This is a genomic window from Actinocrinis sp. (genome assembly GCF_035650855.1).
In the GTDB taxonomy this organism is placed as follows: Bacteria; Actinomycetota; Actinomycetes; order Streptomycetales; family Catenulisporaceae; genus Actinocrinis.
Window position 1 is genome coordinate 1 of the sequence record NZ_DASRGV010000009.1, and the last position, 18,877, is coordinate 18,877.

The 18,877-nt window shown below is 69.8% G+C and carries 11 protein-coding genes and 1 other RNA gene; 3 read left to right on the forward strand and 9 right to left on the reverse strand.

The features are described 5' to 3' along the window. Positions 1 to 43 precede the first annotated feature (43 nt). A complete protein-coding gene (locus VFB40_RS00830) occupies positions 44 to 2,428 on the forward strand; it encodes an ATP-binding cassette domain-containing protein (RefSeq protein WP_349261289.1) in 2,385 nt (794 codons plus the stop codon). An 89-nt stretch (positions 2,429 to 2,517) separates the two neighbouring features. On the opposite strand, the gene ssrA is transcribed toward VFB40_RS00830, so the two are convergent. The 4 genes from ssrA to ftsE all read right to left on the reverse strand — a co-directional run bounded on the left by ssrA (position 2,518) and on the right by ftsE (position 5,336). Next, positions 2,518 to 2,908, reverse strand: a transfer-messenger RNA (tmRNA) gene (ssrA, locus tag VFB40_RS00835). A 262-nt stretch (positions 2,909 to 3,170) separates the two neighbouring features. Then, the gene (gene smpB, locus VFB40_RS00840) at positions 3,171 to 3,647 is read right to left on the reverse strand and encodes an SsrA-binding protein SmpB (RefSeq protein ID WP_324839943.1); all 477 of its coding nucleotides are present in this window, start codon (positions 3,645 to 3,647) and stop codon (positions 3,171 to 3,173) included. 15 nt (positions 3,648 to 3,662) lie between these two features. Continuing rightward, entirely contained in the window at positions 3,663 to 4,571 is a 909-nt protein-coding gene (ftsX, locus tag VFB40_RS00845; protein WP_324847296.1) for a permease-like cell division protein FtsX, read from the reverse strand. A gap of 75 nt (positions 4,572 to 4,646) precedes the next feature. Further along, positions 4,647 to 5,336 (reverse strand): cell division ATP-binding protein FtsE, encoded by a 690-nt coding sequence (gene ftsE, locus VFB40_RS00850; RefSeq protein ID WP_324847297.1) that lies wholly within the window; start codon positions 5,334 to 5,336, stop codon positions 4,647 to 4,649. 198 nt (positions 5,337 to 5,534) lie between these two features. On the opposite strand from ftsE, the gene VFB40_RS00855 reads away from it, so the two are divergent. Further along, positions 5,535 to 5,723 carry a hypothetical protein gene (locus VFB40_RS00855; RefSeq protein ID WP_324847298.1) on the forward strand — a complete coding sequence of 63 codons (189 nt, stop codon included), beginning with the start codon at positions 5,535 to 5,537 and terminating at the stop codon, positions 5,721 to 5,723. A gap of 190 nt (positions 5,724 to 5,913) precedes the next feature. Here the strand turns inward: VFB40_RS00855 and prfB are convergent, their stop codons facing one another. From prfB to VFB40_RS00875, 4 genes are all read right to left on the reverse strand, one after another. Further along, the gene (gene prfB / locus VFB40_RS00860; protein WP_349261290.1) at positions 5,914 to 7,017 is read right to left on the reverse strand and encodes a peptide chain release factor 2; all 1,104 of its coding nucleotides are present in this window, start codon (positions 7,015 to 7,017) and stop codon (positions 5,914 to 5,916) included. A gap of 53 nt (positions 7,018 to 7,070) precedes the next feature. Next, a complete protein-coding gene (locus tag VFB40_RS28725; protein ID WP_324847299.1) occupies positions 7,071 to 9,290 on the reverse strand; it encodes a protein kinase domain-containing protein in 2,220 nt (739 codons plus the stop codon). A gap of 169 nt (positions 9,291 to 9,459) precedes the next feature. Beyond that, complete coding sequence (locus VFB40_RS00870) at positions 9,460 to 11,034, reverse strand: glycosyltransferase family 39 protein (protein WP_324847300.1); 1,575 nt, start codon at positions 11,032 to 11,034, stop codon at positions 9,460 to 9,462. 11 nt (positions 11,035 to 11,045) lie between these two features. Further along, on the reverse strand, positions 11,046 to 12,746 hold the full coding sequence (locus VFB40_RS00875; protein WP_324847301.1) for a serine/threonine-protein kinase: 1,701 nt from the start codon (positions 12,744 to 12,746) through the stop codon (positions 11,046 to 11,048). Positions 12,747 to 13,068: 322 nt separating this feature from the next. Here VFB40_RS00875 and VFB40_RS00880 point away from each other — a divergent pair, with 322 nt between their 5' ends. Continuing rightward, positions 13,069 to 15,720, forward strand: a complete 2,652-nt coding sequence (locus tag VFB40_RS00880; protein ID WP_324847302.1) for an FHA domain-containing protein — start codon at positions 13,069 to 13,071, stop codon at positions 15,718 to 15,720. 146 nt (positions 15,721 to 15,866) lie between these two features. Here VFB40_RS00880 and VFB40_RS00885 read toward each other — a convergent pair. Beyond that, a partial coding sequence (locus VFB40_RS00885; protein ID WP_324847303.1) for an NAD-glutamate dehydrogenase occupies positions 15,867 to 18,877 on the reverse strand: 3,011 nt, incomplete at its 5' end.

Sequence of the window (18,877 nt, forward strand, 5' to 3'; positions counted from 1 at the left end):
GCCGGCAACATGATTCGCATCCAGGAGCGTCCCTGACCGTCCGATGAGCCCAACGGCGAAGACGAAGAGCTCCACGCGATCCCCACGAGACCATCACGAGGTGATCCGCGTGCACGGCGCGCGCGAGAACAACCTCAAGGACGTCAGCGTCGAGATCCCCAAGCGCCGACTGACCGTGTTCACCGGGGTCTCCGGTTCGGGCAAGAGCTCGCTGGTGTTCGACACGATCGCCGCGGAGTCGCAGCGGCTGATCAACGAGACCTACAGCGCGTTCATCCAGGGCTTCATGCCGACGCTGGCTCGGCCAGAGGTGGACGTCCTCGAAGGGCTGACCACCGCGATCATCGTCGACCAGCAGCGCATGGGCGGGGACGTGCGCTCGACGGTCGGGACCGCCACCGACGCCAACGCGATGCTGCGGATCCTGTTCAGCCGGCTCGGTAAGCCGCACATCGGCTCGCCCAAGGCGTACTCGTTCAATATCGCCTCGATCAGCGGTGCGGGCGCGGTCACCCTTGAGCGCGCCGGGAAGACCGTCAAGGAGCGGCGTTCCTTCAGCATCACCGGTGGCATGTGCCCGCGTTGCGAGGGCCGGGGCACGGTCACCGACATCGACCTGACCCAGCTTTTCGACGAGAGCAAGTCGCTGCACGAGGGCGCGATCACCGCCCCGGGCTACACCGGCGGCGGCTGGAACACCCGGCTGTACGCGGAGTCGGGCTTCTTCGACCCGGACAAGCCGATCCGCGAGTTCACCAAGAAGGAACTGGACGACTTCCTCTATCGCGAGCCGACCCGGATGAAGATCGCGGGCATCAACATGACCTACGAGGGTCTGGTGCCGCGGATCCAGAAGTCGATGCTCTCCAAGGACAAGGAGTCGATGCAGTCGCACATCCGGGCCTTCGTGGAACGCGCGGTCACCTTCACCTCCTGCCCCGACTGCGGCGGCACCCGGCTGAGCGAGGCGGCCCGGTCCTCGAAGATCGACGGGGTGAGCATCGCCGATGCCTGCGCGATGCAGATCAGCGACCTGGCCGAGTGGGTGCGCGGGCTTGACGAGCCGTCCGTCGCGCCGCTGCTCGCCTCGCTGGGCCAGACGCTCGACTCGTTCGTGGAGATCGGGCTCGGCTACCTCTCGCTTGACCGGTCCTCGGGCACGCTCTCCGGCGGCGAGGCACAGCGCGTCAAGATGATCCGTCACCTCGGCTCGGCGCTGACCGACATCACGTACGTCTTCGATGAGCCGACCGTCGGGCTGCATCCGCACGACATCCAGCGGATGAACGAGTTGCTGCTGCGGCTGCGCGACAAGGGCAACACGGTGCTGGTCGTCGAGCACAAGCCGGAGGCGATCGCGATCGCCGACCATGTCGTCGACCTCGGTCCCGGGGCCGGCACGGCGGGCGGCACGGTCTGCTTCGAGGGCACCGTGGCCGGGCTGCGCGCCAGCGGCACGCTCACCGGCCGGCACCTCGATGACCGCGCGCGCCTGAAATCGACCGTGCGTAAGCCGTCCGGGACATTGGCGATCCGCGGCGCCAATGCCCACAACCTGCAGAACATCGACGTCGACATCCCGCTCGGCGTGCTGGTCGTCGTCACCGGGGTCGCCGGTTCGGGAAAGAGTTCGCTTATCGACGGCTCGGTGTCGCGCCGGGACGGGGTCGTGTCGGTGGATCAGGCCCCGATCAAGGGTTCGCGCAGGAGCAACCCGGCGACGTACACGAGCCTGCTCGACCCGATCCGCACCGCCTTCGCGAAGGCCAACGGCGTGAAGCCGGCGCTGTTCAGCGCGAACTCCGAGGGCGCGTGCCCCAACTGCAACGGCGCCGGGGTCGTCTACACCGACCTGGCGATGATGGCCGGGGTCGCGACGACGTGCGAGGACTGCGAGGGCAAGCGGTTCCAGGCGTCGGTGCTCGAGTACACGCTCGGCGGCCGCAACATCGCCGAGGTGCTGGAGATGTCCGTGGTCGAGGCCGGCGAGTTCTTCGGCGGCGGCGAGGCCCGCACCCCGGCCGCGCACGCGATCCTCGACCGGCTCGCCGACGTCGGGCTCGGATACCTCAGCCTCGGCCAGCCGCTCACCACGCTGTCCGGCGGCGAGCGGCAGCGGCTGAAGCTGGCCTCCCGCATGGCCGAGAAGGGTGGCGTCTACGTGCTCGACGAGCCGACCACCGGCCTGCACCTGGCCGACGTGGAGCAGCTGCTCGGCCTGCTCGACCGGCTGGTCGACTCCGGGAAGTCGGTCATCGTCATCGAGCACCACCAGGCGGTCATGGCGCACGCCGACTGGATCATCGACCTCGGCCCCGGCGCCGGCCATGACGGCGGCCGGATCGTCTTCGAAGGCACGCCCGCCGACCTCGTCGCCAAGCGCTCGACGCTCACCGGCGAGCACCTGGCGGCCTACGTCGGGGCCTGACCGCGGCTGGCGGGCAGGGGTCCGGGCGTCGTTCTCAAACGCACAAAGGCCGGCTCCGCGAGCGCTTGCGCAAGCAGAGCCGGCCTTGTCGGTGGAGGTGCCGGGAATCGAACCCGGGTCCATCGGCGAGGGAACAGGGCTTCTACGGGCGTAGTCTCAGTGCGCTTTTCTCGGCTCCGCGGATCCCTGAGACGAGTCCGCGACGAGCCCAGCCACGTAAGTTTCCCTCAGTCTCCCGTGACCTGATCCTGAGGTTGAGCCCCCTAGCGATGCCGGATTCCAGGTCGGGGGCGATCCTGGACCGACAGGGCTATCCGCCCGTTACGTGATCGCTAGATCAGGCAACGAGGGCGAAGTTCGCCCGAGCCATCTTCTGATTGGCATTTGTTTTTTTGCTGTGTTGTTGGTTTACGAGATCATCACAGCTTCCTCGGCCCGCTTCCCCTGCTTCGACGTCCGATGTCGAAACCGTTCACCCCCGTGGCAGAACGCACACGGTGACGCACGGACGCGCTTCGCCTCCTGCGGAGGTTCGGCGCGGCAGTGAGCAGTGTGTGCAGTTCTCAAACAGGAGCGGAACACCGGGGTGTCCGCGTACTTCTATTACACAGATCAGGATACTCGGGTGGGCGCGGCTCGGTAAAACCGGTTGATCACCGGCCGCGCCGCGATCCCGTGCGTACCGCCGGCTGCCGTCCCGCGCGTCCGACTAGCCGGCGTCCCGTCCGTGCGTCCGCGCCCGCTAGCGGTACCTGCGGCGGTGCGCCGCGATGTCCCGCTCCGCCTCGCGCTTCATCTGCTTCTCCAGCAGCGTCTGGCGCTTGTCGTAGTCCTTCTTGCCGCGGGCAAGGCCGAGCTCGACCTTGGCCTTGCCGTCCTTGAAGTACAACGCGAGCGGGATGAGCGTTAGTCCCGACTCCTTGGACTTGCCGATCAGCTTCTGGATCTCCTGGCGGTGCAGCAGCAGCTTGCGCATCCGGCGCGGGGCGTGGTTGTTCCAGGTGCCCTGGTTGTACTCCGGGATGTGCACGTTGTAGAGCCACACCTCGGCGTCGCGGATCTGGGCGAAGCCGTCGACCAGGGACGCGCGGCCCTCACGCAGCGACTTCACTTCGGTGCCGGTGAGCACCAGGCCCGCCTCGTAGACGTCCTCGATGAAGTAGTCGTGCCGTGCCTTCTTGTTCTGGGCGATCGTCTTCTGCCCGCGCTCCCTGACCATGGGCTCTATTGTCGCTCAGACGCGCAAGTACTTTCGCAGCGTGAAGGCCGAGGCGAGCACCGACATCAGCACGCCGACGATCAGCAGGCTGGGCACGATCCAGGCGAACGGCGACCAGCCGATGAACTGCACCGAGGTCAGGTGCGGCGCGACGACGTGGTTGATGAAGAACGCCTTGACGCCGACCAGGATCACCGAGGCCACGACCCCGCCGGCCAGGCCCGCGACCGCGCCCTCGAGCAGGAACGGCATCTGGATGTAGAAGTTCGACGCGCCGACGAGACGCATGATGCCCGTCTCCCGGCGGCGGCTGAACGCGGAGAGCCGCACCGTGTTGAAGATCAGCAGGAACGCCAGCACCAGCATGATCGCGGCCACGCTGACCGCGGTGTACTCGGCGATGTGGATGAAGGTGAACAGCGGCTTGAGCAGTTGCTGCTCGTCCTGCACCGACTGCACGCCGGGCAGCCCGTTGACCGCGCCCTCGACGATCTGGGCGTCGTTAGGGTTGTCCAGCTTGACCCGGAAGGAGTCCTGCATGTCGTTGACGGTCGAGTCCTGCGCCAGCGCGGAGCCGGCCTCCATCTGCTGGTAGTGCTGGAAGGCCTGCAGCTGGTTCTCGTAGGTGACCGTCTGGACGTGCGGGGTCCTGACCAGGGTGTCGTGGATCGTCTGCTTCTGCGCATCGGTGATCGCGGTCTGGCAGTTGGGGTACCTGCCGACCTCCTCCTGGTTGCACATGAAGACGCTGACCTCGACCTTGCCGTACCAGTAGTCCTGCATGTGCAGGGTCTGCTGCCACATCAACAGGCCGGATCCGAGCATGACAAGGGCCACCGCGGTCGAGACGATGACCGCGATCACCATCGTGAGGTTGCGACGCAACCCTTGGCCGATCTCCTGTAGTACGTACTGGACGCGCATGGTGGGTTTACCTGCCGGAGCTCTAGTCGGAAGCGTGTGGCTGTGGTCTTCGGTCTGCGGTACGCCGCCGCCGTTCTAACGGACGTAGCCGTAGACGCCGCGGGCCTGGTCGCGTACGAGCGTGCCCTGGTCGAGTTCCAGCACGCGCTTGCGCATCTGGTTCACGATCGCCTGGTCGTGCGTCACCATCACGACCGTGGTGCCGGTGCGGTTGATCCGGTCCAGCAGCTTCATGATGCCGACACTGGTTTCCGGGTCGAGGTTACCGGTCGGCTCGTCGGCGATGAGGATCATCGGGCGGTTCACGAAGGCCCGGGCGACCGCCACGCGCTGCTGCTCGCCACCGGACAGCTCGTTGGGCATCCGCTCCTCCTTGCCGGCCAGCCCGACCAGTTCCAGCACCTCGGGCACGACCTTGACGATCTGGCCCTTGGGCCGCCCGATCACTTCCAAGGCGAAGGCGACGTTCTGGTACACGGTCTTGTTCGGCAGCAGCCGGAAGTCCTGGAACACGGTGCCGATCAGCCGGCGGTGGTGCGGCAGCTTCCAGTTGGAGAGCTTGTTGAGGTCCTTGCCCGCCACCACGACGCGGCCGGTGCTCGGCCTCTCCTCGCGCAGGATGAGCCGCATGAAGGTGGACTTGCCGGAGCCGGAGGAGCCGATGACGAAGACGAACTCGCCGCGCTCGATCTCCAGGGACATCTCCCGCAGCGCGGGGCGCGCCTGGTTGGGATACGTCTTGCTGACGTTCTCAAAGCGAATCACGGTTGCATCACCATCCGGCGGCAGTCTAGACATAGCGGGCGCGGCGTGGGAGCCGGTTGCGCAAGGACGCCGCGCGGATCCGGAGACCCGGCGGCGGCTTCCGGCGGGAAGCTCCACAGGAGTGTACGAGGCTCCCGAGGGGTAGGAGGGAACGAACGGGCGCAGCGCGGCGTTCTCAACGGTGATGAGGAGGACTCGATGAGACGCGACGACCTGGCCTGCGCCAACTGTTCCGGACCGGTGTCCGAGGGGCGCTGCCCGGTCTGCCGCGCCGCTCGTGACCAGTACGGACGCGGGGGCGGCGGCTTCTACGCGCCGCTGTGGCTGATCTTGGCGATCCTCGCGGCGCTGGTGTGTGCGCTGGCGCTGGAAGCCCGTTTCGCGTGAGCTGAGTCACATTCGGCGCCGTGTTGCCGTGAAGTGCCGGCGGCGTCGGGAAACCGGTCGATCGGAAACCGATAGGGCGTCAGAGAGCGCGGCGGGCCGCGGCTACCGCGTGCGGCGCCAGCGGATGCCGGCCTCGATACTGCGCCCTCCGCCTCGCTCCGCTCGGCCTTCATCTCGGCCGAACGACCCCTTAACGCGTGCGGCGCCAGCGGATGCCGGCCTCGATGAAGCCGTCGATCTCGCCGTCGAGGACCGCCGCGGTGTTCCCGGTCTCGTACTCGGTCCGCAGATCCTTCACCATCTGGTAGGGATGCAGGACGTACGAGCGCATCTGGTTGCCCCAGGAACCGGACGAGTCGCCCTTGAGCGCGTCGATCTTCGCCTGCTCCTCCTGCCGCTTGCGGTCCAGCAGCTTGGCTTGGAGCACCGCCATCGCGGAGGCCTTGTTCTGCAGCTGCGAGCGCTCGTTCTGGCAGGACACGACGATGCCGGTCGGCAGGTGGGTCAGCCGGACCGCGGAGTCGGTGGTGTTGACGCCCTGGCCGCCAGGGCCGGAGGAGCGGTACACGTCGACGCGGATCTCGTCGTCCGGGATCTCGATGTGGTCGGTCTGCTCGACGACCGGCACGACTTCCACGCCCGCGAAAGAGGTCTGGCGGCGGCCCTGGTTGTCGAAGGGCGAGATGCGCACCAGCCGGTGCGTGCCCTGCTCGACGGACAGCGTCCCGTACGCGTACGGCGCCTTCACCGCGAACGTCGCCGACTTGATGCCTGCCTCTTCCGCGTAAGACGTGTCGTAGACCTCGGTCGGGTAACCGTGGCGCTCCGCGTAACGCAGGTACATGCGCATCAGCATCTCGGCGAAGTCCGCCGCGTCGACGCCGCCGGCCTCGGAGCGGATGGTGACCAACGCCTCACGGGAGTCGTACTCGCCGGACAGCAGGGTCCGCACTTCGAGCTCGCTGATCGCCGCGGCGATCCGGGGCAGTTCGGCCTCCACCTCGGCGCGGGTGTCCGCGTCGTTCTCGGCCTCGGCCAGCTCGGCCAGCACCTCGATGTCGTCCAGCCTGCGGCGCAGCGACTCGACCCGGTTCAGCTCGCCCTGGACGTAGGACAGCCGGCTGGTCACCTTCTGCGCCTTGGCCTGGTCGTCCCACAGGTCCGGCGCGGCGGCCTCCTCGTTCAGCCGCTTGATCTCGCCACGCAGCGCATCGAGGTCGACGACGGCCTCGATCGAGGACATGGTCGACTTCAGGTTCTTCAGTTCTTCAGGTACGTCTACGGCCACAACCATCAAGGGTACGCGACCCGGCGCTGCTATTAGACGCGATGCGTAGCCACTGCTGATCAGACGCCGGTGCGGTACAGGTGCACGGTGCCGTCAGCCGCCGTGGTCACCAGGACCAGACCGAGCCCAGCGGCCGGAGTCACGCCGACCGGGCTTTGCGAAGTGACCCCGATCGGCGACCACGTCATCGAGCCGTGCAGGTTGGCCCCGGTGGGTTCGTAGACCTGTACGTCACCGGCGACGGACTGGATGAACAGATACGGCTTCCCGCTGCTGACATAACCGGCTTCAGGCTGTCCTACCGCACCGGTCGGAAAGGTGTAGCTCCAGGATCCGTCGTTGATCAGCCTTAGGTCGGCAAGATCTGAAGCGCGGATCACGTACGCCGCCATCGTCCCGTCCGCACGGATCGCGAGCGCGACGTTGGGTTTGATCGCACCCGCACTACCGACGAACCGCCAGGGCTGCCAGCTACCGTCCGCGGTGCCACTGCCGTTCGCTGCCAACAGCGCGCCGGAGCGGGAGGCCACGAGCAGTTCGGTGTGGTCTCCGGACAGCGGGACGGCGGCGGGGGCTCCAGCGACGCGCGTCGAGCCGACTCCTGCGGCGGCGAGCGAGGTCCACGACGACCAGGTCCCATTGGTCAGGACGATGCGATGCATCTGACCGTCTGCGGAGACGGCGTAGATCTCGACGCGGCCGGAGTCGCGGCCGACGGCGCCCGGTTCGGCGGCAGCCGTCAAGCCAGGGAGGGAGTGCCAGGAGGAGAAGCGCGGCGACGTACCCGCGTTCGCTGTGGCGTACCGCACGATGCCGTCCGTGCCGGTCATGACGACGTACGCACTGTTGCCTGCGTTGAGGTAGCGCACCGCGCCGATCGGCTTCACCGGAGGCGCGGCGACCTCGCCGAGCTGCACCAGGCCAAGCGGCCCGATCGGTCGAGCCATGGTGTTCGCCGCGGACGGGCTCGCGGGAGCGTTGCCGCTCAAGCTCGTCGCTGTGTTGGTCTTCGCCGCGCCGGTCGGCTGCTTCGCGTCGTTGGTGTGCCCGTTCCACCAGAGGAAGCCCCCGGTCGCCACGAGACCGGCGGCGATGACCGCGGCGACGGCCGGTACGCGCGAGTTGCGCGGGCGGCCGGCCTCCTCGGTGCCGGCGCCGTGGGAAGGCGGTCTGGCGCCGGGTGAGCTGACGCTCCGTGAGCTGGATTTGTGGGTATCGAAGTCGCGCACGTCGCCCGCCTCGCGCGGCCGCGGCGGCTTGGCCACCGCGCCGGGCACGGGAGCGGACGGGCCGAGCGGTTCGCGGATCGGCCGCATGAGGTTGACGTGGGTTTGCCGCGAAGCGTCGGTCCGATCGGACGAGCCGGTCACCAGAGGCACCGCGCCGACGCTTATCGGGACCGCCGGCCCGGGACCGGCGGCGAGCGACGCGGGGTCGACGACGGCGCGCGGATCGGCCACCCGGAGGGCCGGCAGCCCACTGAGTTCGGGCGCCAGCACGCGCAGCCGTCCAGCGACCTCGGCCGCGGTCAACCGCGCGGCAGGGGCCTTCGAGAGGCAGCTGACGAGCAACTCGCCCAACGGCACCGGCATGCCGGGCACGTCCGGGACCGTCTCGGTGACGTGCCTACGTAGCACCGCGCCGGGGTGTCCGCCGCCGAACGGGGTCCATCCGGTTAACAGCTCGAAGATGAGCGTGCCGAGCGCGTATACGTCGACCGGTGGTCCTGGAGGGCAGCCCTCGATGACTTCAGGGGCCAGGTAGTCCGGCGTGCCGACGATGCGCGTGGCGCGCGTACGGCGCGGACCGTCCACGAGCCGTGCGATACCGAAGTCGGTGAGCCGCGCGGTACCGGTCGAGGACTCGATGAGTACGTTCTCCGGCTTCACATCGCGGTGCACGACGCCTCGGGCGTGCGCTGCGGCCAATCCGGCAGCCACGTCTGCGGCTACCGCGACCGCGGCGGCCGGAGCCAGCACGCGCTCGGCGTCGAGTCGTTCACGCAGGTCGGCGCCGCGTACCAGATCCATGACGAGCGCGAGATCGGTGCCGTCCACGACGAGATCGCGCACCGCGACCACGTTCGGATGCACCAGGCTGGTGAGAACTGTGCGTTCCTGCACGAAGCGGGCGATCAGGGTCTGATCCGCCGCCAGATCCTCGCGCAGCAGCTTCACCGCGACCGGCCCGTCCGGCCCCGCGCCCTCCCAGACCGTGCCGCAGGTACCCCGGCCGATGACCCTGGTGACGGTGTATCTGCTGCCGATCTTGCGTGTCACCGTTGCTCCGTGAGAGGTCCGCGGGCGTGCCGTACCGACACTGTGCCTTTCCGGACGCAGGCTGGGCAACTAACGCGCCGAAGCGCTACCCAAGTCCGGCGGCGGAAGGCTGATGACGCGTCAGAGAAGCGCGTACCGCGCGGAGAGCTCCCGAGGCCGTGCGGGAGAACTACTTATGCACGAGCAAGGAGATGGTCATGCCTCTCACCTGTTTGGCGTAGGAGACGCTGTAGTCGCTCTGGATCGCGCGGACTTCCGCGGGAGGCAGGCCGCCGAACGGTTTGGCCGGGTGCCCCGGCACAATCAGCCACGCCCGCGGTGCCGGCCGGCTCAAGCAGGCGCCGAAGTCGGTGCAGAACTGCGGGACGATGTTGTTGATCTCCGCTGCCGTGTTGACCACCATCAGGTTGCGCAGCTGCATGTCCGCGGGCAGGTAGAAGTTGACGCCCTCGTCGATGTCGGTCATGCCGTAGATGATGGCGGCGTCGCCGCGCTGGTACGCGTGCTGGACGATCCGCGCGGCGCCCCGATAGTCCCGCTGCGGGAAGGCGAGGTCGGGGTAGTTGAACCAGCTGTGCGCGTAGGTGGTGTGCACCTGGTTCTGGCCTGGGACGACCGCGATCGCGAAGACGAGCAGCATCGCGGGAAGGGCGCGCAGGCTGCGGCCGGCGGTCGCGCCCGCCCCGGCCAGCACCGCCCACGCGGGCACGCAGAAGAGCAGGTAGCGGGCGAAGTAGAAGAACGACGAGTCACCGACGTAGCGCGAGATCAGCCAGATGCACGGGAGCGGCAGCGCGGCCGTCGCACTGGCCAGCGCGACCTGGCGAAGACGGGGGTTTCCCCACGCGGCCGCACCGAACGCGAGCAGCACTCCGGCGCCCAGGACGGAGCAGACCGCCTCCGGACCCATCGCGAACAGATCGTGCAGCGTCGGCCGTGGCTGCGGATTGCCCTCACGCGCGCCGTAGTAGACGACCGGGAACACGCCCGCCCCCGCCACGACCAGGCTGCCGGCGAAGCGGCGCACGGTCAGCCACGGTCGCTCCTCGCTCCGCCACAGATACGCGGCGAGGCCGACGGCGTGGCCGATCACGATCGTGAGCGAGATCAGGTTGAACAGGCCGGCCATCACAAGGGCCGCCGTGTATCCGGCCCACCTGCGCCGACTCGGCTGTTCCACCGCGCGCACGAGCAGCAGCGAGGCCAGCGCCGCGGCAAGCGTGACGAACGGATACGAACGCAGCTCTGTCGCGTAACGCGCGATCGCCGGAGTGAGCGCGAAGAAAATGCCGGCTGCGAAACCCGCCCGCTTACCGAATAGCCGTTGCCCCGTGGCCGCGACGCAGACCACCGCACCGACCATCGCCGCGATGCCGGGCAGCCGCATCCCGAACAGCGATGTGCCGACTACCGCCATCCAGAGATGGAGGAACAGGTAGTACGCGCCGTGCACCGCATCGACATGCGTGAGCGTGTTCAGGATTTGCGACCAGCTACGGCTGGCGACGTTCACCGAGGTGAGTTCGTCGAGCCAGATCTCGATGCTCGAGGCGCGCCATGTACACAGCAGCGCGGTGATCACCGCAGGGCCGAACCACGCCGTGCGCGCCAACGCGGAGGCGGTTCGGGTGAACCGGGCCGCGTTACCGCCGTGCGGCGCGGCCGCCTGCGCCGGTCCGGGATCACCCGCTTCTTCAGGATCGGCCGCGGTGTTCACGACGGGATCGAAGACATCTGGAGCCACCTGCGAATTCCTCATCGAAACAGGCGCTCGGTGAGCGCAACAGGAGAATGCGTCGAAACGGAGACGCTTCCACCCGGGGTCTGGTTGCTCGGGAATCCAGTGGTAGTCGTGTGATGCTTCGCCAGCTGCCTGCCGACGCTGACGCCGACTGCGACTGCGACCGCGAGGACGATGACGAGGATTGCGAGCTTGCTCAGGCAGCTGAGGCCAGCCGTCTTCGCGGGTGCGTTAGGAGAATAGGCCTGCGGCTGCCGGGGCGCCTTACTGCGCGGCGCTTGGTACGTCAGCGGCTGCTGCGGGCGGTACTGCGCCGGTTGTATCGGACGCTGTGGCTGCTGTATCGGAGGACGCGGTGCCTGCTGGTACGCCATCGGATACGGGTTCGGCTGCTGCTGGGGCTGGCTCGGGTACGGGCGTGCCGGAGCAGGTGTGCTCGACGCGGGCGCCTGGGCGCTCTGGGCCTGAGCGGCGGACCGCTGGGAAACAGGCGGCAGCGCGGTCGTCGGCTGGTTGGCAGACGGGCGCGCGATCGGCGTCGTGGGGGCGGTCGGCGTCGGGGTGATCTGGGCGGCGCGGTTGATCGGTATGACCTGCGCGCCGTTGTGTGCCTGTTGAGCGGCTCGTGCCGCCGGTGCCTGGGGCGCCGCGGCTGGCGGTTCCGGCTGGCTCGGCTTCTGCTGCTGGGCGGCCTGAGGCGCTGCCGAGCCGTTGGCCTGCGCAACCCGAGCGGGCCAAACCGCGTGCGGAGCGGCGTGCGCGCGGGCCGCGGCGCCTGCCCCGGCGGCCACACCGGCCGCGCCGCCGCCGGCGCCGGCCGCGATCTTCTGCTCGGCGGGCAGCGCCGGCAGGACGACGGTTCCCTCACTCGGGTTAACCGGCAGCCGGACGGTCGTGCCGTCCTGCTTCACTCGCACGGCCGCACGCAGCCGTGAGGCCAGCTCCCCGGCCAGCGGCCGCGCGTCCGGGTCCTTCGCCAGCGCCGCGGTCGCCACGGCCCACAGCCGGTCGGAGACGCCCGGCGGACGCTGCGGCGTGGCCGTCTGGTGCGCCCGGAACACCTCCATCGCGTCGCGGCCGCGGAACGGCGGGTGGCCGGTCAGCAGCTCGTAGAACATGATCCCGGCGGCGTAGACGTCGACCGCTCCGGTGGCCTTACGCCCCGAGATCACTTCGGGTGACAGGTAGTACGGCGTGCCGACGACCTGACTGGTCCGAGTGACTGACGGCGCGTCAGCCAATCGGGCGATACCGAAGTCCGTCAGCAGCGGCCGGAACCCGCCGGCCTCCGGCTGGAGCAGCACGTTCGCGGGCTTCACGTCCCGGTGGATGATCTTGGCGGCGTGGGCGACGGACAGCGCGTCGGCCACGTCGGCTACCAGCAGCGCGGCCTCCTCTGGCCCGAGGGTGCCGCGGCCGCGCAGGTAGGCGCGCAGGTCGGGCCCCTCGACCAGCTGCATCACCAGCGCCAGCACGTCCCCCTCGACCACCAGGTCGCGAATGGCCACCAGCGAGCGGTGGCGCAGGCCGACCAGCGCGGTGCGCTCGCGCAGGAACCTGGTGACCACGTCGGGGTCGGCGGCGAGCTCTTCGAGCAGCACCTTGACGGCGATCGCCTCGCCGGTGTCCCGCACGCGCCCCCGCCACACCGACCCGAAGGCCCCGCGCCCCAACTGTTCATCCAGCTCGTATCGGCTGCCGATAGGCTGACCCACGAAACCTCTCCCCCAGTTTGTCGACTCGGGCTGGCGCCGCCGCGGCGCATGCGGATCGGCGCAGACGCAGCCTAGTGCCGTCGACCCAACCGGTGGATGCGGCCAGCCGTTTCGTACCCAAGCTGCTACAGGAGCACGCGGCGCCGGTTCAACGGGGCGCCTTTCGGCGCGGCGGCGTTTTCGCTGGTGCTCCCGTTGCCACTGCTTACAGCTGCGTCGTCGGCACTCCCAGCTTATGTTCTCGGATACCGTGGCTCCCGGCGAGAATTGACCGACCCCGATTTTTCCGTGGACAGTCTCCCGTCCTGAAAAGGCAGCGCGCATGCAGATCAGACTCTCCGTCACCTCGGTCCGTGACACGGCACGTGACCAGGCGGAGCAGGACTGCGTGGATGTCGCGGTGACGGCCGCGGCGGGTACGCCGTTCAGCGCGGCGGCCGGGGCGCTGCGAACGCTCGCCGGGGTTCCGGAGGGCCGGTTCTACGCCGGCGGCGCGCTGGTGCCTGAGGAGGCGGCGCTGGGCCTGCCCCCGCTGCTCGACGGCGCGATGCTGACGGTCGGCGGACCGGGAGCGCCGACCGCGCTGCACGGCTCGCTCAGCCTGCACCACGGGCTCGAGCTGCACGTCATCGGCGGACCGGACGCCGGAGGCGTGCACCTGATCGCGCCGCCAGCGCCGGGGGAGGAACCGGTCCGCATCGCGATCGGCCGCGGCGCGGACGCGCAGGTGCGCATCGAGGATCCGGACCTGTCCAGGCTGCACGCCGAACTGCTGGTCACGGCCGACTGGGTGCGCTTGTGCGACGCCGGTTCAACGAACGGCACGACGCTGGACGGCGCGCCGGTCGGTACGGAGTCGGTGCTGCTGCTGCCCGATGCGTTGGTGCGCCTCGGCGAGACGACGATCGTGCTGCGGATAGGGCATCGCTCGACCGACGCGGAGCCGGACCGCCTAGGGCGCATGAGGGTGCGTAACGAGCGACGTGCGCCCGTGGCACTGCCGTCGCCACGTATCGACCTACCGCCCCGCCCCTCGAATCGCGGACTGCCAGCCGCACGCCGCCGGGCCGCAGCGGCGTTCGAGCAGGCCAAGACCGCCGCGGAGACGCAGATCGCCTCAGCGCTCGCGGCCGAGGCAGGGCTGCGCCGAGAGCGGCATCCGGACCTCGCCACGCTGCTGACCGCGGCGCTGCGGCCGGAGCCGGGACTGTGGTCCCGTGACCCCGAGTCGGCCGGCCTGCTGGATCTGCGGCTCGGCACCGCGCGGATCACGTCGCGGGTGACCGTCTGCTCCGGGCCGAAGACCTTCCGCCCACGGGTGCCCGCCGCACCGGTCACCTTGGATCTGGAGACGGTGGGCGTGCTCGGCCTGGTCGGCCCGCGGCCGCAGGTGACCCGGCTGGCCAGGTCGCTGGTGGCGCAGTTGGCCGCGAGCTGTCCGCCTCGGGACCTTGAGCTGGTGGTGCTGTGCGACCAGGGGGTGGCCGCCGCGGATCCGGGGCGCTGGCAGTGGGCTCGCTGGCTTCCGCACCTGATCCCGCAGGAAGGACAGGACTGTCGCGCGCTGATCGGGGTGGATCAGGCGCAGGTGCGCGCCCGGATCGGGGAGCTGCTGGCGAAGCTCGACGCGCGCGAGGCGGAAGCGGCCGACGGCATCGGCGGCGCGGCGTCGGCAGGCAGGATCGGCGAGCGCTGGTCCGGGCGGCGTACCGTGCTCGTCCTGGACCCGGCACCGTCGCTGATCGATGCGCCGGGCGTGCAACGGCTGCTCGCCGAAGGTCCGGAGTTCGGCATCTACACCATCACCCTGGCCTCACGCGCGGTGCAGCTGCCTGATGTGACCGGCGCGATGGCGACGCTGAGCGGAGACGTGCACACGCGGGTCCGGCTGGAGCGCCCGGAGGCGCCCGCCCTCGACAACATCATCGCCGACCTCGCTTCGGCCGAATGGGCGGAACGGCTCGGACGTGCCCTGGCGCCCTTGCGGGAGTCGGACAGCTTTGGCGCGCCGCAACTGCCTGAGGAGGCGCGGCTGCTGGCGCTGCTCGATCTGGACCTGCTCACCCCGGCCAAGCTGGGCGCGCGCTGGTCGCTGCGGCCGTCCTGCGGCGAGCTGACCATCGGCGCGGACGATCACGGCCCGGTGCGCACCGATCTGACGGGGCAGCACATCCTGGTCGCGGGCGTGTCAGGCTCGGGCGTTTCCGAGACGCTGCGTTCGATCACGTGCGCGCTCGCCGCGGTCAATCGGCCGCAATACCTGCGTATCTCGCTGCTCTCCGGCGGTGACGGCGCCTCGCTCGCGGACTGTGCAGCGTTGCCGCACACGGACACCCACCTGCCCCCGGATGCCTCATCTGACGAGTTGCGCGCATTGATTGACCAGTTGGAGGCCGAGATCGAGCGGCGCACGAGCGCGGCGCTGCGCGGCACTGTCGAAGACCCGTCCGACCCACAGCACCCGCGCTTGCTCGTGGTCGTGGACGGGTTCGACCAGCGCGCCGCGGCCCACCCGTGGTTCGCCAAGGGTCTGGCGGGCATCGCGCGCGACGGCCGCGATCACGACGTGCACGTCGTCGTCGGCGTCACGCTCGAAGACGCCCAGGCGGTCCGGCTGCTCAACAGCGACCTGTGTGACGAGGCGCAGATCCGCATCGCACTGCGCACCCACGCGGCGGAGGAGTCCCGCAAGGTGGTCTCGCTCCCGGCCGCCGTGTCCGTGCGGGCCGACACCCCCGGCCGCGCGCACCTGGCCCTGCCGGATGGCCGCGTGCTGCCGATCCAGGCCGCGCGCATCAGCGGCCGTATGCCGTCCAGCGCGTCCAACCGCGCGACCGCCGTCCGCCTGCCGTGGACCGAACTGGGCTCGCCGGTCCCGCGCCGCCCGGCGGAGGCGGCCCCTGCCGGGCAACCCGGTGGACCCACCGACCTCGCGCTGTTCGTCGAGACCGTTCGCCGCGCCGCGACCCGCTAACCGGGCGAGCCGCTAACCAGGCGAGTCGTCGACCCGTGACCGGCTGCCCGCTGCCGCCGCGCTCCGCCGACCGCTGACCGGACCGGCCGAAAAGCCGACTCTGCGGGAGCCGCACCAAGCGCCTCCCGCCGAGTAGCGGCTGTGCGTTACGCCAGCGAACCCGTGCGCAGCATCGTGCGTAGGACGCGCAGGGCGACCGAGAGGATCGCCAGGTCGAAGCTGTCTGCGGTACCGATCTCCTCGAGCACCGCCTGGGCCCGGTCCACGGCCGCCTTGTTCTTCGCGACCCAGGTGGCGAAGCGGGCGTCCGGGTCTGTCTCGCCCGGAGCGGCGGCCAGGACCTCGAAGGTGAGGGCGGCTTGGGCGCTGTAGAGCTCCTCGCGGACCGCGGCGCGGGCCATCGCCTGCCAGCGGTCGGCGCGCGGCAGCGCGTTGATGCGGTCGCGCAGGATGCCGATGCGCAGCCGGTCGACGATGTCGAAGTAGCACTCCGCGACCTCGACCGGGGCGCGGCCGCTGTCCCAGGCCACCTCGACGATGTCCAGCGCCGAGTAGGCCGCCGAGAAGCTGGCGCTGCGGGCGGCCAGGTCCTCGGGGACCCCGGCGTCGAGCAGCTCCTGCTTGCCGGCGACGAGCTGGTCGAAGTCCGCGCCCTTGAGCAGCTTGGGCAGCTGGGCGACCACCTCGGCCACTCCGGAGCGGAACGCCTCGACCTGCGCCGCGATGTCCAGCGGGTGCCTGCGGTTGAGCAGGAACCAGCGGGCGCCGCGCTCGGTCAGCCGCCGGGCGGCCAGCCGCATGCGGACCTGGACCTGCGCCGGGACCCGGTTGTCCAGCCCGTCGACCGCCGCCCAGAACGAGTGCATGTCGAAGACCGCGCGGGCCACGATGTGGGCGCGGGCGATCTCCTCCGCGGAGGCCCCGGTCTCCTCGCGCATGCGGAACACGAAGCTGGTGCCGGCGTTGTTGACCAGGTTGTTGACGACCTGGGTGGTGATGATCTCGCGGCGCAGCGGGTGCGCCTCGATCCGCTCCCGGAACCGGTCGCGCAGCGCGGAGGGGAAGTAGTGGAAGAGGTCCGTCTTGAGGAACGCGTCGTCCGGCAGGTCGGAGGCGAGCAGCTCGTCCTCGAGGGTGATCTTCGTGTAGGCGAGCAGGACGGACAGCTCCGGCTGGGTCAGCCCGAGGCCGTTCTGCCTCCGCTCGTTGATCGTGCGTTCTCCCGGCAGGAACTCGAGCTCCCGGTTAAGGTGCCCCTCGGCGACTAGCCTGCGCAGGTAACGCGCGTGCACGTTGAGCAGCGACGGCGCCTGCGCCATGGCCGAGGCGAGGGCCACGTTCTGGCCGTAGTTGTCGGCCAGCACCAGCCGACCCACCTCGTCGGTCATCTCGGCCAGCAGGCCGCCGCGCTCGTCCGCGGCCACCTCGCCGGCGGAGGCCGCCTGGTCCAGCAGGATCTTGATGTTGACCTCGTGGTCCGAGGTGTCCACGCCGGCCGAGTTGTCGATCGCGTCGGTGCAGATCTTGCCGCCGGCGCCGCCCGCGCCGTGCAGCGCGAACTCGATCCGGCCGAGCTGGGTGCAGCCGAGGTTGCCGCCCTCGCCGACCACCTTCGCGCGCAGGTCGGCGCCGTTGATCCGGATCGGGTCGTTGGCCTTGTCGCCGACGTCCGCGTTCGACTCGGTGGACGCCTTGATGTACGTGCCGATGCCGCCGTTCCAGAACAGGTCCACCGGCGCGAGCAGGATCGCGCGCATCAGGTCGGCCGGGGTGGTGCGGGTCACCGAGTCGGCGATGCCGAGCGCGGCGCGCATCTGCGGGGTCAGCGGGATCGACTTGGCGGTGCGCGGGAAGACCCCGCCGCCCGGCGAGATCAGCTTCGCGTCATAGTCCGCCCACGAGGAGCGCGGCAGGTCGAACAGCCGGCGCCGCTCGGCATAGGAGCGGGCCGGGTCCGGGGTCGGGTCGACGAAGATGTGCCGGTGGTCGAAGGCCGCGATCAGCTTGATGTGCTCGGACAGCAGCATCCCGTTGCCGAACACGTCCCCGGACATGTCGCCGATGCCGACGACCGTGAAGTCCTGGGTCTGGGTGTCCACGCCCAGCTCGCGGAAGTGCCGCTTGACCGACTCCCAGGCGCCGCGCGCGGTGATGCCCATCGCCTTGTGGTCGTAGCCGACCGAGCCGCCGGAGGCGAAGGCGTCGCCGAGCCAGAAGCCCTTGGCGCCGGGCCCCCACACGTCGCACTCCGCGGCGACGCCGTTGGCGATGTCCGAGAAAGTCGCGGTGCCCTTGTCGGCCGCGACGACCAGGTAGGTGTCGTCGCCGTCGAAGCGCACAACGTCGACCGGCGGCACGACCTTGCCGTCCACCAGGTTGTCGGTGATGTCCAGCAGGCCGTTGATCAGCGTCTTGTAGCAGGCCACGCCCTCGGCGAGGAACGCGTCGCGGTCCGCCGGGTCGACCGGGGTCTTGACCACGAAGCCGCCCTTGGCGCCGACGGGCACGATGACCGCGTTCTTCACCATCTGCGCCTTGACCAGGCCGAGGATCTCGGTGCGGAAGTCCTCGCGCCGGTCCGACCAGCGCAGGCCGCCGCGGGCGACCGAGCCGAACCGCAGGTGCACGCCCTCGACCTTCGGCGAGTAGACGAAGATCTCGTACCGCGGCCGCGGCTCTGGCAGGTCCGGGATGGCCTGCGGGTCGAACTTGACCGAGAGGTACGGCCTGCGCCGGTAGAAGTTCGTCCGGAGGGTGGCGCGGATCATGGCCAGGTAGGAGCGCAGGATGCGGTCGTCGTTCAGCCCGGCGACGTCGTCCAGCCGGCCCTCGATCTCCTCGGCGATGCCGTGGCTGCGCTCCTCCTCGCCACCGGCCAGTGCCGGGTCCAGCCGGGACTGCCAGAGCCGGATCAGCAGCCGGGTGATGCCGGTGTTGTTCAGCAGCACCTGCTCGATGAACCGCTTGCTGAACGCGATGCCGGTCTGCCGCAGGTACATCGCGTACGCCCGGAGGATCATCGCCTGCTGGTAGGTCAGCCCGCAGTGCAGGACCAGCGAGTTGAAGCCGTCGTTCTCGATCTCGCCGCGCCACAGGGCTTCGAAGGCGTCCTGGAACAGGCCCTTGACCTCGACCTCGTCCACCTCGCCGCTGGGCT